The sequence below is a fragment of the Pseudomonas sp. CFII64 genome, assembly GCF_000416235.1.
GTDB lineage: Bacteria > Pseudomonadota > Gammaproteobacteria > Pseudomonadales > Pseudomonadaceae > Aquipseudomonas.
Genome location: NZ_ATLO01000049.1, coordinates 184593 through 199608 on the forward strand (window position 1 = coordinate 184593; position 15016 = coordinate 199608).

Here is a 15016-nt window from a genome sequence, read left to right on the forward strand (position 1 = left end):
TCACACCAGAATCACCTCCAACTCGTTGAAAACGTTAACCAGCCGTTTCCGGTACAACACGGTTTCGTCTGTCTGGGTGTGCTTGAAAATCTTGGCTTTCGCCGGGAAGGCCGAGCGCATGTTCTTGAACCTGCCCATAGCGTAACGCACTCTCGAGCACACCGTTTCTACAAGCGCTTCAAACTCTTCCGGTGTCGAATCTACTTCCACCAGGACACCGGCGTAACGAGGCACGACTTTTTGTTCTTGAACCTCATCTCGCTGTATTTCAAAACACACATAATTTTTGCCATCGATTTTGATGCGCAATACCAGCACGCCGCGTTGCTTTTTCAGATCGCCATTTAAATAAACCCAATTCCTGATCTGGTTTTCAGTTTCTGGGTCTTCAATAGGCGCCAGCAAAATTATTCTGAGATCATCGCGTTTCTGAAACCTGTGCTGTGGCGTGTACCAATTCACGTCACTCACCCTTTTAGGGTTTTCTTTCTGGATGGATTTGAATGCATTCCAGATGTCACGCAAAAATCCGCGGGACTCTAGCTCGGCTTCTGCTTCATGCTCCAGCTTACCCGTATTCTTTCCTGCGCCCCTGCCTTCGCCGCTCGAGTGACTTTCTGCGCTTGGAGGCTGAGGGCCAACTCGGCTGCGGTCAGCCTCAATGATGCGCTTTGTTTTCGTAACCGTTCGTTCTTCGCCAAGGGTCACAAAAGGTGGAGCCTTGACTACAGTTATTCCCGCGTGACTGTCTGGTTCTGCATACGAAACTTCAGCCAAGAACTCTTCCTCAAGGGCGGTCTTTACTGGCCTAGGTAGGATAAGTCGGCCTGCGCCATCCACTCCGTTGCTGCTGTCGAAGCTCAACCCTTGCCATTCGATCCCGGCGCCTTTTGGCTGGCTTGCGCCCTTAAGGTCCAAGCACAGGAAGGTGTCGCCGTTGTTGATCCATCTCCCTCGGCACAGGATTTGAGCGAGGCCGCTAAACCACGGCGTTGCCTCCAGAAAAAACCTCTCGTCAGGGGATCGCGATACGAACTGCGCATTGATATTTTTTACCCGCATGGCTGTGTAATCGTCATATAGGAGATGCGCCAGAAAGACAGCATCGTATTTCCGCATCCTCGAAGTTGGTCTGACCAGGTAACGCTGTTCGCTTCGTGTGGGGTCGTCGTAAAGCATGGCCATTACGTCCGACCACCTCAATGTTGCCAATGCACGACAGACATCCATATTCCTTGCATAAGCTCGTACGAAAAATTCGGTGCAAGGAACTAGAATGTTTTTGCCGTCAGGCTGATTGAAGTTGATGAGTTTGGATTGGTCCCGATTGCCCCATTTCAGGGCGTATTCTTCTACAGGAAAAATATGGGACATGCCTTGGCTATGGAGATCTGCTCTGGAGGTAATAGACCAGCCGTTGGGGGAAAAGTCGACGTGGAATTTCTTGGTTAGCTGTTTGGTGTCGGAGACGCCCCGACCTTCCTGCCAGATGGTACCCAATCGGTAATGAGGTAAGCTGCTGAGAGGTACGGTGACTGTGGTATGGGGGCCTGGGATGTCGTTGTAAAGCCTTCGGAAAGCCACTTTTACCAATGGTATCGACATCGCTCTGGGATTTTTTCGAAGCGGGCCGTACCACCAGACAATATGATCGCCCTTGAGGTGCCGCACTTCACTGTCCGGATGCCGTAAGTCTGAACGCTGGTATGAAAACTCTGCACGTTTTACCGGCTCCACCAAAATGCTACTCCTTTGACATCATGTACCCGGCAGTAAGTGTATCTAGCCAGTTTGCTCGATGCGATGAAAAAATTCCTGTTGCTTTACTGCTGATGGCGAGCAGAAAGGCGCGCACCCGGTCATCATGCAAAAGTTGGTGCGGTCACCAAACCATGACCAAAGTCGCTCGAGTCGAAACTCGAATTGAAACAATCTTTTCGTGCGTATGCCGTCAGATGCGAGGCGACTGCTTGGGCAAGTTGTGGCGTGCGCTGTTTTTGCAGACGCTCCCACCAAAGAGCCGCGACACCGGCAACATGCGGGCAAGCCATGCTGGTACCACCGATGGAGTGAAGTGTGCCGCCAGGCCATGCTGATAGCACATCCACGCCTGGGGCGGTGAGGTAAGGGAAACTGTTGGAAAAGTCGGCAATGTCATACAAAGGGCTGGGTGCCGTTGCGGCGGCAACCGAAATCACACCCTCTGCTGCAGCTGGCAGTGAAGACGCAATCTTGTAGTCACTATTGATAGAGCGACGGCTCTCATTCCCAGCCGCAGCAATGACCAAGGGTGCCGCATTGAAAGCGGATTGGGCTTTAAACATCATCATCAACGCATCAAGAAGGCGGAGGTTACCCCGGAATATCTCAAGCGCCTGCGAAGTTGCTAAGTCGACAGGCCATCCCAGTTGGACTTTGTCGTCCACCTCTCCAGGAAAGTCGAAACCCAGCGACATTGAGATGATATTAGCTCGCTCCCTCAGAGCCCACTGCAAACCCTCAAAGAGAATCTCGGAGTTTCCGGCGTGTCGACCGATCACTTTTCCAATCAGAGCCTGGCTTATACCTCGCGCGATCCCAATACGCCGACCATTAACGTCTTGTCCGAAAACAGTTCCTGCGCAGTGGGTGCCATGGCCATCAAAGTCACCATCCCCCTCACCGGTGAAGTCTTGCTCCTTGATATTCATGCCAGCGAAGGCGGGGTGCGTTCGGTCAATGCCTGTGTCAAGAATTGCCACCTTTACACCAGCCCCCGTGTAGGGCGACTGATCAGCGCGTACTGAAGCAATCCCCCAGGCGTCACCAGTGACCGCTGGCGCAGCTGAACTTTGTACCGGCCGTATCAGTTTTGTTGCCATCGGTTGGGTAATGGCGAGTACTTCAGGGTCTCGGCACAAATCGGCAGCGGCATTGCGCGTTAATCGCTCAGTTGCGAGGGAAGGTGCATCAAAACCTTGATTACCCGAGGCCCGCTTGATTGATTTTAGCGAGCTAGGGGGTTTTCTTAAGATGATGTAATGGTCCATCCGCTTATCCTTGCAGGGCACTCTCGACCTTCATAGCCATTGGCGGGCGCATAGCCCCGCCACGAAAAACCTCAGAGCCTCACTGGCAAAGCAACCTGAGGTTGGATCTCAACCAGTGCTGAGTAGGCCTTGAGGATCTCAGCAAAAAGATCAGGATGCCTAGGTGCCTCTATCGTGACGATAAGGGCGTATCGGATCTTTTCTGCTTTAACAGCCGTACCACCTTGATCCCTAGCGTTGTAATGGATGTCAAAAGTCGCGTTATTCAAGCTGGAACCAAGCATCGTCTTGGCGTCATGGAGAACGGTCTCCCATTTACCCGCGTCCGCGCGCAGCTCTTCTTCAGTGGCAAACTTTTTCCGCTGAAAGAAGGATTTCGTTTTAGCGTTCGCTTTGCCCTTTTCTATGTTGTCCTTGTTGGGCCTGAATGTGACCTCCAACCCCGCCTTCGTGTAAGAGGCCGAGTCTTGCGGGTCGGTAGCACATGCAAATGAGAAGGTGGCTTTGACTTTTACTTTGCCAGTCAGGGCCGCCGCTGGGAGAGGAATAGGGGCTCGAATGTATTTGCCTGGCTTCAGTTCGCCTTGATAGACGATCCTAGCTACGCCGGAAGGACAAGTGATGACCTGCATCAAGTCCTCAGGAATCTTGCCCCAGCCTACGTCAGCAGGTTCATGACCGTTCTGATCAGCGGAATGAATCAATAGCGCTTTGATCGCTAACGGTGATAGGTCCTGGCCTAGAACTGCCCGAACCCCTACAGCAGATCGCAGAACATAGGGTGCCGCGAAACTCGTTCCTAGAAGAGGAATCAGCGAAGGTTTCTTGCCGGGAAGCAGCGCATGGAAATACTGTTTGCCGCCGCCAAATGCCATAAGATCCGGCTTTATAACCCCCGGACTTCGCCCCGGGCCACGAGCGCTATACGGGGCTCGCGCCCAAGTCGTGCTCGTGCAGCTCGCAGCCCCCACAGTAACTGCGTTCACGCAATCAGAAGGCACCTGAACTCGATCAAGCTGAACAATCGAGTCCCTAGCCCCGTTGTTACCTGCGGCAACCGTCATAAAGGTATTGCCGTCGCTGAGCAGGTTGTCGATAACTGAGGTCCATGCGTGAACATCATCATCTTCGATGGCCACATCGGGGCCGACGCTGAGATTGATGAACTCATACTGACGGGATAGCAGCACCTCCTCGATATGACCCAACGTTCGGTACAGCTCTAACGGATTCTCCTGACTGGCACCCTCGTCGAGAACTCGCAGATGATCGACATAGGAATATGGCCGGCTAGCGGTGCCCTCAGGGTCAATAGGACCGAACAAAAAGGCCGAAGTCGCCGCTAGGCCATGTTCGGGGCCTTCAGGATCGTCGCTCGCGTTTTCGTCTAAGACCCGGTAGTTACGCAGCCACTTTCCGATGGTATGGTCTTTCGGAAGGCCCGCGTCCAAGATGGCCACCCTCGGATCCGAGGAAAGCGGAGCTTGGGATGGCAGTGTGCACCCAACGGATGGACCACTTCGCTTGGTCGTCGGCAGTAAGCCTCGCATCTTCGGAACGGGTCGAATTACGCGTACAAAAACGAACTCAGCTAGCTTGAGAACGTTTTGGTGCGGCCCTTGCACAGGCACAAACCACAAATTACCTACTTCGAACCCAAGCTCGCTATGTACCACAAGGCCCAGTAGAGCAGCGAATGCTATGAACTCGTTCTGAATGAAGCTGCTGTCCTGGTCGGGCAGCATATGCACACCACACTCAAAGTATTTATCTTGTTCTGAGCCTGAGTTGACGACTCGACTTTGGGGCTCGAACGCAAAAATGTTTTCTATGCGGGTTAACTCGGTCGCCTCGTCGGTCTCAGGCTCAACGGTGTTCATCCAATGACTAAAGGCTCGAAAAGCTCTGCGCTTTCCAGCTACAAATATTTCTGTAGTCGAAGTTTCCCTAGGCGCGACTTTCCGAGTCCAGCTTTCTGGCGTGACCTTCACCTTGCGACTTCCGATGGACTCCAATCCCACAGCCCGCAACATATTGGCTGGAAACAGAGAGCGCGCGATGTAGCTCGGATTGAGCACAAGCCGAGCTACAGCGAAATCTTGCGGGCAAGCGGCAGGTGAAAGACTGTCCAGTGCAGCGGCGGTAGCATCGGCCTGTACAGTCAGACGCTCCCTGGCACGCTCAAAAGTGTAGGCGTCAGCCTTATCGATTTTCCTTCCAACGCCTTTAATGCTTTGCGTTAAAAGCTCGCCTCGACCAATGAGAAAATTCGTTTGGCTCATGCAATAGTGCTCGTCCGTGATGATCGCTTAACAAGGGTGGGGGCTACGTTTCTATGCTTTCGAATAGTGTCACGGCTAACGCCAGTGATGTCATGTATCGCGCGCTGAGATAGGGATGTCTCGCTATCCAACAGCATGGCAAATTCGATCTGCTCTGCGCGCCCGAGGTCCGGTGCTTTCAGGCGCACAATATCCTCAATCAATTTCGCAGAGCTACTGACGCCCAAGGCCAATGCCCGGCGAAAGCGCTGCATTTCCCTCTCAATATCACTAAACGAGTGGTTTTGAAAAGTATACGAAAGAACGCCAATCCATTTCTCAAACTTAGGCAAATCAGGTCCAAGAAAGCGCTTGATGGCCACTGTCACCGCTTCAGCATCCGGGGTCTTGAATTCGACAATAAGGTCGAAACGGCGCCATAGTGCACGATCAATCAATTCAGGGTGATTAGTCGCCGCTAGCAGTAAACCTGAAGACGGCCAGTCATCAACCTCTTGCAAGATCACCGTTACCAGCCGCTTGAGCTCTCCAACATCGCTATCATCGCTGCGCCGTTTTGCAACAGCGTCGATTTCATCCAGAAAGAGTACAGAAGGCACGCTCTTGGCATAATCGAGCGCCGCTCTTAGGTTTGAACCACTCTTTCCGAGCAGACTACTCATCACTGCCGTCAAGTCGAGCACGAAAAGCGGCACACCAAGCTGAGCAGCGATCCATCGAGCCGTTATCGTTTTGCCCACACCAGGTGCCCCAACAAACACGGAAGATTTGGTTGGATGCAGGCCCAGGGTAGCCAGCTTCTTAATCTGCTTTCGCTCTTTGATCAATTGAGCAAGAGATTCGCTCACTGTCGCAGCAAGCAATGGCGCCGGAAAATCGGGTCCATCATCGAATACCTTGAGCAATGACAATTGAGACTCGCCGTCTACCGGCAGGCTAGCTACCTCTCGTCTGGAAGAATTCTTCCGGCGCATGTAATGCGTAGCGCTGCCTGGAGCAATGGTACGAAGGAGCGTATCGAGCTGTTCCGCTAAATCCGGCTCCCCCCCTCGGTATTGCCTCACCAAGCGCGCGACGAAGAGGCGAACATCGTCCGTTTTTTCGCTGAGGGCTAGCCTTGCGACCTGGACTAGATCTGATTTTAGCTTAGTCGATTCGTCCGTTTTCATCTGAATAGCCTGATTTTAAAGGGGTTTGTTCTTCCTAGATATGGACTAGATTCTAGCATACTGCGCGCTGCCCGTCCCTGTGGCAAGCACCTCAAGGCGAGGACACGCCTCCAAACCGACGATCGGCGTATATAACCTAACCAGCAAATCCGCTTGACCAAGCCTAAAGATGATTCAAAAGCGCTATTCGCCTTCGAAATGTGATGCTGGATTTTGGTCCGAAAAGATACTGCTTGACGGGATTAAGAATTAGATGCGATGAATACTTAATCAAGCTCATTGCCAAGAAGCTCAGCAGGTAGAAGCGGCAGCGCTGTGAATTTTCGGTATATTAAAATCAATTTTATGCGTGGCTATAATGTCATTAGATAGTGAATACCAGTGGGCAATCGTACGCGTGGCGATGCTTCAAGAAAAGGGTTGCCCATGTCGCCTTCTGTTTGCCACCGTAAGTTTGTGGCAGCCGGCGAGACCGTTACCTCCGGCAATGATAGATTTTGACCGACATGAAGTCAGCAGGAACGGTGAGAGTGTTTTTTTTCGCCGCACCATACTATCAAAACAGGACGCTCTTGAGTGGTATCGGTCACTGGGATCTGATGAAAGTTGTACCCCGATACCTACGCGCCCCGAAGAGCGTAACAGCAAGTTAGATGGTGTAAAAATTTCCGTCAATGAATTGATTGACGATCAAGTCTGGCCGAATGTTGGCCTGCCGATTGGAGACGATCTGTTTTCCCAGCCAACTGAGCGCGAAGACCCTGCTCCATTTATTGGTAACAACCCTGCTCGAATACATCGCCGACTAAGCAATCATGAAGGATTTGAAGAGTTTCTAAAAAACTCTGCTGCGATAGCTTTTGTTGCAAGACGCATGCATATCAACCTTAGACAATATCAAGAGTACTTGGGCGGCGCAGCATTAATAGCCCCCGACATTATAATTAAAGAAATTGATAATTTTATGATTCCTGCTAAAGGCGAACAGGGAGAAAGAATTTTCTATCGTTTCGTCCCTCGACCAGGTCAAACACTTGAAGGACTACAAATAACAACGTTTGATAAGCAGGCACACCTGCTGACGAGCTTTCAAACGTCTCAAATACCTGCTAATGGAATACTAGATGTAAGCAAGGGCAGTTGTACAGGACAGTATGGCTATGTAGTAACTCATCCAGCACATGGTGTCCTTGCTTACATGCCCCCAACCGGCTTCGTCCGGCAAGTTCATTTAAAAACGAGCATAGCATCTAGTGCAAAAAGGAAAGTAAGCGTACCAACGGGAGATTCACCGGAATCACCACGAATGATGTACGACGCAGCCTCAGAAACTGAGGTGTTCTCGAGTAGCGTCTTAGGTGACGACCCCAAGCCCAACATAACTACTCGGGTAGAGACTGCTAAAATCCGAAGAGATAGATTGGCAAACGGTGCGCGATATGGACAGCACTGGTTTCCAAGCGGGTCAAGAGAAGAAGCAATGCGCTTTATTCAGAACCTCATACGAAGCGCCCAGTCCAGGCTAATAATCGCTGATCCCTATCTAGCAGGGTTGCAGCTCGGACAGTACCTGTATGCCGTGAACGGCGCGGATATAAAGGTCACGTTATTCACATCGAATCTAGCCTTCAATCCTAAAGATAAACAAACGAAATTAGATCGACTTAACGAATTTGATAGCTGGATAGGGAAACTTTCTGATCATCAGAAAGTGCAGGCTACTGTTCTTATACTTCCGCCTTCCGTCCTTCATGATCGATTTCTGGTGGTGGATGATGACGTTTGGTTCGTGGGAGCATCCCTGAACGCACTGGGTGATAAGGCATCAATGATTGTGAAACTTCCCAACCCAGATGAGATTATTGAGAGACTGGGCAGCATGCAACAGCAGGCATTAAGCTTAGCCTCATACATAAAAAAACTGTCCAAATATTCTGGACGGCTGAATGAAAATTAAATTTAATAATCCTGCAAAAGTCCCTGCCAGACCAGAAAGGCCATTTCCCAAAACTGAAATTTTATGGGGAAGCCAAGATGGAGGAAGCAGTCGCTTTCCTGATGGAATGGAGGCCGTTTCACTCAGAAGATTCTCCGGCGATCCTACACCCTTAAAAGCTTTTGGCAGAGCAGTTTCAGAAGCTGTAGAACGCGTCTGGATCGTAGATGAGTATTTTCTGATGCCAGACAATAAAATACCACCTAAAACCAGAATAAATAAAATTTTAGAATGGCTACATGTAGATCTTGTTGCAAGCGACATCAGAATATTAACTAAACCACATCAAGAAATTGATTCAGACATGATATCCGAATTCCAGAAGCGTGCAGACGAGATTAATAAAAGGCCCGCCCGGAAACTGAAGCAGTGCTGCATTGATGTTAGAACCCATCTCAAAGATCGGTTTGACTACGTTCATGACCGTTTTGCAGTCGTCGATGACGAGCTATGGCACTTCGGCGGTACAGCTGGAGGTTTTCACGCAAAGGTCAGCGCAGCAAGTCGGGGCTGGCGAGCATCTGATCATGGCGCAATAGAGTTTTTTGAATTGGCATGGCGCGTGGAGGGCGGGAAATGTTAATGCAATGGGCAAGAGAAACAGACGCTGGCAGTGATCAGGCACATTCAGATACTTCATTCAAAACAGTGGAAGACTTCCAAGAGTACATAGTTTATTTACGTCAAAACTCCCCAAAACTTCTTAGCGAAAGCGTGAGTCTATTGGTTGACGCAGACAACACAATCGCCCCTTTTGACCACCATACCATTGAAATTCAAAGTCAATTAAACCTCGACGACTCAGAAAATGCTTTAGAAATGATGAAAGCATTGATTTGTGCTGCGGCGCTAGAAAAACACCCATCGTTAGCAACATGGCAAAAAGTAAGGCAAGTTAAAAGTAACTCTTGGCAGATCGAACATTGGCTAGCAAACGCTATGATAGCCTACGCTTCTGACTATGAACCTGCACAGATCTCATATATCAGCTTAGGCAAAGAAATTTTCTTATCCCTTGAGCAGGCGTCCTTGAAATCTCAGTGGGAGCGGCATAATAAAGCTCGTGAGGAAGCAGCGGCGTATTGGGAAAGTTGTCAAAATAAATTAGAAGAGATTTGGTGGGGTTTGAGGGGCACCGACTTCATGATGTACGAGGAGGAGCTACCCATATTTAACGTGCTTTATAGGTTTGCCCCAAGCGTCTTGAAAACTCTCGTGTCAGAATCTCAAAGCCCCTATCTGATACGATCTGTTTTGATGGTAGCCGGAATTAGTGCTTTCGATTCTAGATATTATGACTGGAGTCAGTGGGCCGCTTCCGCTCCGGTTGCGTTCAAAAATGATGGGGGTTGGAACGGATCAGCTGTAATTCCACTACTTTTAGTTCATGCTAGGCAAGAGCTATTAGAGTCTGGAAGACGCCTTCCGTATCGCGACGCAACTGACGCCCAAATTGAAAATGCAAAGCAAGAAATTAGTTTGCTATCTAAGTCTGTGGTGGACGTCTTGGCCGAGCGGAGCGATGCACTTCCCTTACTTGCTCGCTGGTCCACATGGTTGATGCGCCAACTGTTACTCCACTCGGATAAAGATGTCAGCGACGCTCGGTCTGGCGCTTACGTAGATAATGCTCTGATTGAAGCTATCGGCCGTAGAACCAAAGGGGATTTTGAAATTCAACAACCACCATTAGACGCCCAGACCTGGGAGCATTGGTGTTATTTCTGCCTATTAGCATCTCATGCACATAGTGGTTTCGAGAGTTTGCCGTCAATATCCGGCTTTGTGGATGAATGGAAAATTTCCTATGAAGATTGGCACGGAGAGAAAGGCCGTCGCTTAACTGAGCGCGCAAGCCTCTTTACTTTGGGAAAAGAAATGCCTGGGATGCATGCCCACTTACTGGCATATCCTATTGTCAGGTCAACGAATCCCACTGAAATTTGGGAGAAAATGTGGATTTCCGCTTACACTTTAAGAGAGTTAGTAGAGTTTGGGGATTCTGATGTACAGAAAAATGAGTTTTCTGCGCGGTCTAGCGCTAGCGAACTTTTATTCCTCTTGTTTTCTATTGGCTTGGCAATTTTTGATCAGGCTTCAGGAGAGTGTTACGACTCCAAATCGCCAAAAGCAAGGCAAATGGCAGCGCTACACCAGCTATTAGCTTCAGCGATATTTGAAATGAACGAAATAGACGATACATTGACACGCGATAAATGGCGTACAGCCTTTCAGCACTTGGCGATTCGACGGTTAATTTGGGAAAAGCCTGAGTGCAATCACCTGCCTGAGTCCATATCCGTTTTTAGCTCAACCGACAAACCAGCGGTTTCAGACTACCTGCTATATATCAGGGGGGATGTATACGAGCTCCTATTAACTGTCCAGGGCATTGCCCTCAATAGTACAAGTAGCTCATTTCTTCAGGAAATTCTACAAACGGCCTCAATTGACCTAGCCACGGCCTTTACCGCTGTGAAGGAGCTCACTAAATTTAGCTCGCGTAGATATCCAGTCAACGACAATCTAATGAGAGATATTGATAAGCTTATGAATAGTGTTGGTTGACAGTGAGCCAAAGTTGGTATTGAAGCTGGACCGTCGTTAGTCAAACTGAGGGGGCTGCCTGCTGATTGGTATCCAGCGGCCATGCCCCCACACTCCACTTATTGACAAGAAACCGTAGAAAAATAATGCATATAGCCTAGCTTTTTCTAGTAGTGCTGCCGCGCATGTATTAACAAGATCGCAGCATGTCAGTCAAAATTCTAATTCAGCATTTTTTTAATCGTAATGCACAATCCTGAGGCGATTTCAAACCCTGATGGAACTGTAACTCTATCGTAAGCGTTTGGCAGATACACCTCGTCTGCTGCTATCCGGCGACAAGTCACCCTGCCCACCACCAGCTCAACGAACAACGGAAAAAGACTCGCCACACACAAAGGCCCGCCCGTCTACCTAGTGCTAAACGTCCTAACTCAGCACTAACGACGCAGCAATCTTGCTTTAGCGGACCCAAAAACCCGTACAGCACGAGGATCGCCGTCTTGGGCAAAATATTTGATCTGCGAAGTTTGCATAGCCGAGTGCATTCGCTTGAGCATGACGTCCGTTTTTTCAATGAGGTAGTCATCACCGGCAAGCCGACTGTAAAGCCCGGCAAAATGCTCTCTTGCGTAATCCTTTTCGCTCCATGAACCAATTCCTTGGCGGTCAACCATTTGAACGCATCCATCAATTTTTAGGCATAAACGGCCCAGCTCAAAACAGCGGCGATGGAGTCTCTCTCGGTAGACTGCCGTATCTGGGGCAACAAAAGCCTCAAGCGATTTGCCGATATGTTCTGCGATTCGCTCTGGCTCCGCTCCGATCAACCAGCAAGCTATTGCATCAAAGTTAAGTCCGCCTAAGAGCTGGTTTAACTTCGAATCAAATATATCACCTTGAACTATCACGACATTAGTGCCTTGCTGCTCCATGGAATCGATTGAAGCTCTTTCCTGAGAAACTAGAACTGACAATCCAGCACCGGTAAGATTATTCGCTGTAAGCTCGATTGCCTTGGCGTTTGGCTCAATAACCACAACCCGGCGCCCATTCTGCACAAGCGCAAGAGTGCCGTTTCCGCAGCCACATCCTATCTCAACCACCGTTTTTATAGAGCCAAGCTGGTCAGACATCCAGTGGTAGTACCCCTCTGCATTATATGACTGGGAGTTTATAGCCCATTGATCCGCATATTGATCAGGCGTCATAAGCAAACTGGTTTGCAGTCTGTCTATACTCAAATCTTCATTCTCCCAATAAAAAACAAGAACATTTAGTCTTCCAATCGAGCCTTGATCTGCCCCCTAAAGATATACCTCTTCTCTCTGGGGCGGTAGAACTGCCCACCAACACCCCCTGACCAAGAAGCACTGGCACTTTGCGGTGACCAGCTAAATCCAAGGTTGCGAGCATGAACCTAACTGTATTTTTGGGCTGCCACTACCGGCTATCGGCAGCGCAAGCATATTCTTGAAAAACATTGCTCTACGACTATCCTCATGTAGGCATACCGTTTCAGGGTATCGAGCAATACTCAATCCTACGCTGACGGTTTTGGGTTACTACCTGGTTAGGAGCGTGCTATGAAAGCGCCAAAGCTCTGGATCGTGTTTTGCTTGATTGCTGGCTGTTCATCTAATCCGCTCACGACAACGGCGCCCGAGACCTCATCGATACAAACCACAAGTACATGGTTGAAGAAATGCACTCATCAGCCTAAGGAAGAACCTGGAGCAGCTGCGGTTGCTGCGATTTTTCTTCCATTAATTGTTGATGCTGTAGTTGATCATGTTGCAGCCTCGGTGAAAGCAGCTGCAGACTCAGAGACTCGCCAATTCTCGCCTTCAACTGCTAGGCAAAATTTATATGTGATAACTAACTACGGAGACCTAGAACCCAATCCTGATATCGGCTGCCTGGAAGTTATCCGTGGGGAATACAATAAATCAGGATTACAAAAAGAGTACGTTCGCTTGGAACTCAGCATAGAAACGGACACCAATATAGGTTCTGGATACTTCAAACTCGTACCTGCTTATTTTAGCACACAAAAACTTGAGATAGGAAGCTGGATGTCGAAAACTGGAAACTACAGCTTTTCGGTATCACTTTACGGTTATGGCACTTCGGTGCCATTCGCATCTGCGACATTTAATTTCGAAGGGCTGAAGCAGAACACGACGATAGAATATGGAGATCAGCGACTACTTTCCAACACGAGCGACCCTATCAAGTACCCTACAGACTTGGAAGATGCATCCACAGAACAAGCTAAGTGGGCAAGAGCAGCGACCCCCTACTTAAGTGCGATGAGTGTATTAAAAAGAAAACATACCCCCCCTCAGAAACCAGACCCATATGACTTATTGATCGTGGAGAAACACCTTAAAGATTTTTGTTTAGAGGAGTCAAAATATAATATGACGCTTCCACCAAAAGACAGAGTAAACACCCCTGATTGTGCTGTCGAGAAAAACAAAAAGAAACGTCGACTTGACTTCGTCATTACCGAAGCCGACATGTCAAATGAGATATTGGCATGGGCGAATATCATCTGCCCCGCTGACTGTTTGAAACAATGGAGCACAGGAAAAGGAGACATTAAATTGCCAGTCGGGGCTTTTTACTCCAAAGCCGTTCTTTCAGAAACGCGTGAAGCGAATGTGTATGGTCAGAAATTTGCCTCGATTTTAGGCGCAGTAAGTGATGATATGAAAAAAATATTAAAAGACGAATTACCATCCGCTAGAGACTTGGAAGATCAGGAAAATGACAAAACTCAACGAGCCTTAGAGCTTGAGTACTTCAAAGCTATCGCTAAGTGGCATGCGACTGTGAATAAATATACGTCTTATAAATCTGATGGATCTACCGACATGTGGAATGCTAAAGTTGAAATGTTTGATGCGTGCGGGAAGGCAATTGAAGCGGCAATAGCATACGGTAAAAAAGCTCCCTGCCCACCCTACGAGTGATGACCATGACAAACGAATACATAGATTCTGGTTGGATCCCTGAGCCTCAAATGGAAGTCGACGGAAAATACTCGGGGAATTTTACGTCATTTTCCCTCACTGACGGTCCCATATTTCTCGGCTTTCCAGGAATGCTAGTTTTTGACCAGGGAAATTCAAATACCTGCACTTCGCATGCTGTATTAGCAGCGATGCAGATTATTCGTCACAAGCAAGATCTAGATCCGGTAGAAAACTCAAGACTTTTCTTACACTATAACTCTTTAAAACGCTTGAATCGGTTAAACACCAACAGCGGTATCCCAATCAGCACGGCTTTGAGCTCTATAAAAGAGGAAGGGGTATGTTTGGAAAAAAACTGGCCTTATATTCTACAACGTCTTGCAGTAGTACCAGAAAAATTATGCTACGAAGATGCGATAAATTATAGATTGCTCGAATTTGAGGGAGTAGCGCAGAATGCAAATTCTATAAAACATGCGATGACTGACGGCTATCCTCTCGTATTTGGAGTATATTTATTCCCCAACTACCAAGCAAAGGAGGTCACAGAAAGTGGAATAGTTAAAATCCCGGAGCCGGGAACCAACTGGTTCGACCGTCATGCAGTGGCCGCGATTGGATTTGAAGGTGACTATGTTATTTTTCAAAATAGCAGGAGCGGAAACTGGGGCGACAAAGGATTTGGTCGAATTCCATTCGAATATTTGGTTAATCCTAAATGGGCTGGAAATTTTTTTGCACTCACGAAAGTTAGTCTTTAACGCACGGTCTGAAATCGGCGCTCGCGACTATAACCCATTGAAGACTTAGCTTACCAAATCAGCCAGTCTCGACTTTTCTAATCCATAATCCAAAAAAACAAATAATATTCAATATGAAATATCCTATGCTTAACTTGGCGCTTCAGCGCCAATCACCATATAGAACCAAGCTGTAGCACGCTACCAGGCCTGCAACCAGTAGACAACCGGATACTCGCTGGCAAGCAAAACTTCACTCAACAGCTAAGTCC

At 48.6% G+C, this 15016-nt stretch carries 10 protein-coding genes; 5 read left to right on the plus strand and 5 right to left on the minus strand.

Annotation, left to right across the window (positions count from 1 at the left end; all coding sequences use genetic code 11):
• The 4 genes from CFII64_RS23805 to CFII64_RS23820 form a co-directional block, all read right to left on the minus strand.
• A complete protein-coding gene (locus CFII64_RS23805; RefSeq protein ID WP_177325444.1) occupies positions 1-1737 on the minus strand; it encodes a hypothetical protein in 1737 nt (578 codons plus the stop codon).
• Between the two features lie 125 nt (positions 1738-1862).
• Positions 1863-3029 carry a S8 family serine peptidase gene (locus CFII64_RS23810; RefSeq protein WP_020293415.1) on the minus strand — a complete coding sequence of 389 codons (1167 nt, stop codon included), beginning with the start codon at positions 3027-3029 and terminating at the stop codon, positions 1863-1865.
• 71 nt (positions 3030-3100) lie between these two features.
• Complete coding sequence (locus tag CFII64_RS23815) at positions 3101-5311, minus strand: S8 family peptidase (protein WP_020293416.1); 2211 nt, start codon at positions 5309-5311, stop codon at positions 3101-3103.
• Entirely contained in the window at positions 5308-6480 is a 1173-nt protein-coding gene (locus tag CFII64_RS23820) for an AAA family ATPase (protein WP_020293417.1), read from the minus strand. Before CFII64_RS23820 ends, CFII64_RS23815 begins: the two co-directional genes overlap by 4 nt.
• A gap of 358 nt (positions 6481-6838) precedes the next feature.
• Here CFII64_RS23820 and CFII64_RS23825 point away from each other — a divergent pair, with 358 nt between their 5' ends.
• Genes CFII64_RS23825 through CFII64_RS23830 form a run of 3 tightly spaced genes read left to right on the plus strand, consistent with a single transcriptional unit; the run spans position 6839 to position 11044 of the window.
• Positions 6839-8437, plus strand: a complete 1599-nt coding sequence (locus tag CFII64_RS23825) for a VPA1262 family N-terminal domain-containing protein (protein ID WP_052026658.1) — start codon at positions 6839-6841, stop codon at positions 8435-8437.
• Positions 8427-9059, plus strand: a complete 633-nt coding sequence (locus CFII64_RS29515) for a hypothetical protein (RefSeq protein ID WP_084488310.1) — start codon at positions 8427-8429, stop codon at positions 9057-9059. Before CFII64_RS23825 ends, CFII64_RS29515 begins: the two co-directional genes overlap by 11 nt.
• Entirely contained in the window at positions 9053-11044 is a 1992-nt protein-coding gene (locus CFII64_RS23830) for a hypothetical protein (protein ID WP_020293421.1), read from the plus strand. Before CFII64_RS29515 ends, CFII64_RS23830 begins: the two co-directional genes overlap by 7 nt.
• Positions 11045-11463: 419 nt before the next feature.
• Here CFII64_RS23830 and CFII64_RS23835 read toward each other — a convergent pair whose 3' ends face one another.
• Complete coding sequence (locus CFII64_RS23835) at positions 11464-12267, minus strand: bifunctional 2-polyprenyl-6-hydroxyphenol methylase/3-demethylubiquinol 3-O-methyltransferase UbiG (RefSeq protein ID WP_020293422.1); 804 nt, start codon at positions 12265-12267, stop codon at positions 11464-11466.
• A gap of 342 nt (positions 12268-12609) precedes the next feature.
• Here CFII64_RS23835 and CFII64_RS29890 point away from each other — a divergent pair, with 342 nt between their 5' ends.
• On the plus strand, positions 12610-14001 hold the full coding sequence (locus tag CFII64_RS29890; protein ID WP_156883257.1) for a hypothetical protein: 1392 nt from the start codon (positions 12610-12612) through the stop codon (positions 13999-14001).
• A gap of 5 nt (positions 14002-14006) precedes the next feature.
• A complete protein-coding gene (locus tag CFII64_RS29520) occupies positions 14007-14765 on the plus strand; it encodes a C1 family peptidase (RefSeq protein ID WP_177325445.1) in 759 nt (252 codons plus the stop codon).
• Positions 14766-15016 lie beyond the last annotated feature (251 nt).

Excerpts from the sequence above, each read along its gene's own strand:
- CFII64_RS23810 (WP_020293415.1), bottom strand. The coding sequence starts at position 3,029 with ATGGACCATTACATCATCTTAAGAAAACCCCCTAGCTCGCTAAAATCA.
- CFII64_RS23815 (WP_020293416.1), bottom strand. The coding sequence starts at position 5,311 with ATGAGCCAAACGAATTTTCTCATTGGTCGAGGCGAGCTTTTAACGCAA.
- CFII64_RS23820 (WP_020293417.1), bottom strand. The coding sequence starts at position 6,480 with ATGAAAACGGACGAATCGACTAAGCTAAAATCAGATCTAGTCCAGGTC.
- CFII64_RS23825 (WP_052026658.1), top strand. The coding sequence starts at position 6,839 with ATGTCATTAGATAGTGAATACCAGTGGGCAATCGTACGCGTGGCGATG.
- CFII64_RS29515 (WP_084488310.1), top strand. The coding sequence starts at position 8,427 with ATGAAAATTAAATTTAATAATCCTGCAAAAGTCCCTGCCAGACCAGAA.
- CFII64_RS23830 (WP_020293421.1), top strand. The coding sequence starts at position 9,053 with ATGTTAATGCAATGGGCAAGAGAAACAGACGCTGGCAGTGATCAGGCA.
- CFII64_RS29890 (WP_156883257.1), top strand. The coding sequence starts at position 12,610 with ATGAAAGCGCCAAAGCTCTGGATCGTGTTTTGCTTGATTGCTGGCTGT.
- CFII64_RS29520 (WP_177325445.1), top strand. The coding sequence starts at position 14,007 with ATGACAAACGAATACATAGATTCTGGTTGGATCCCTGAGCCTCAAATG.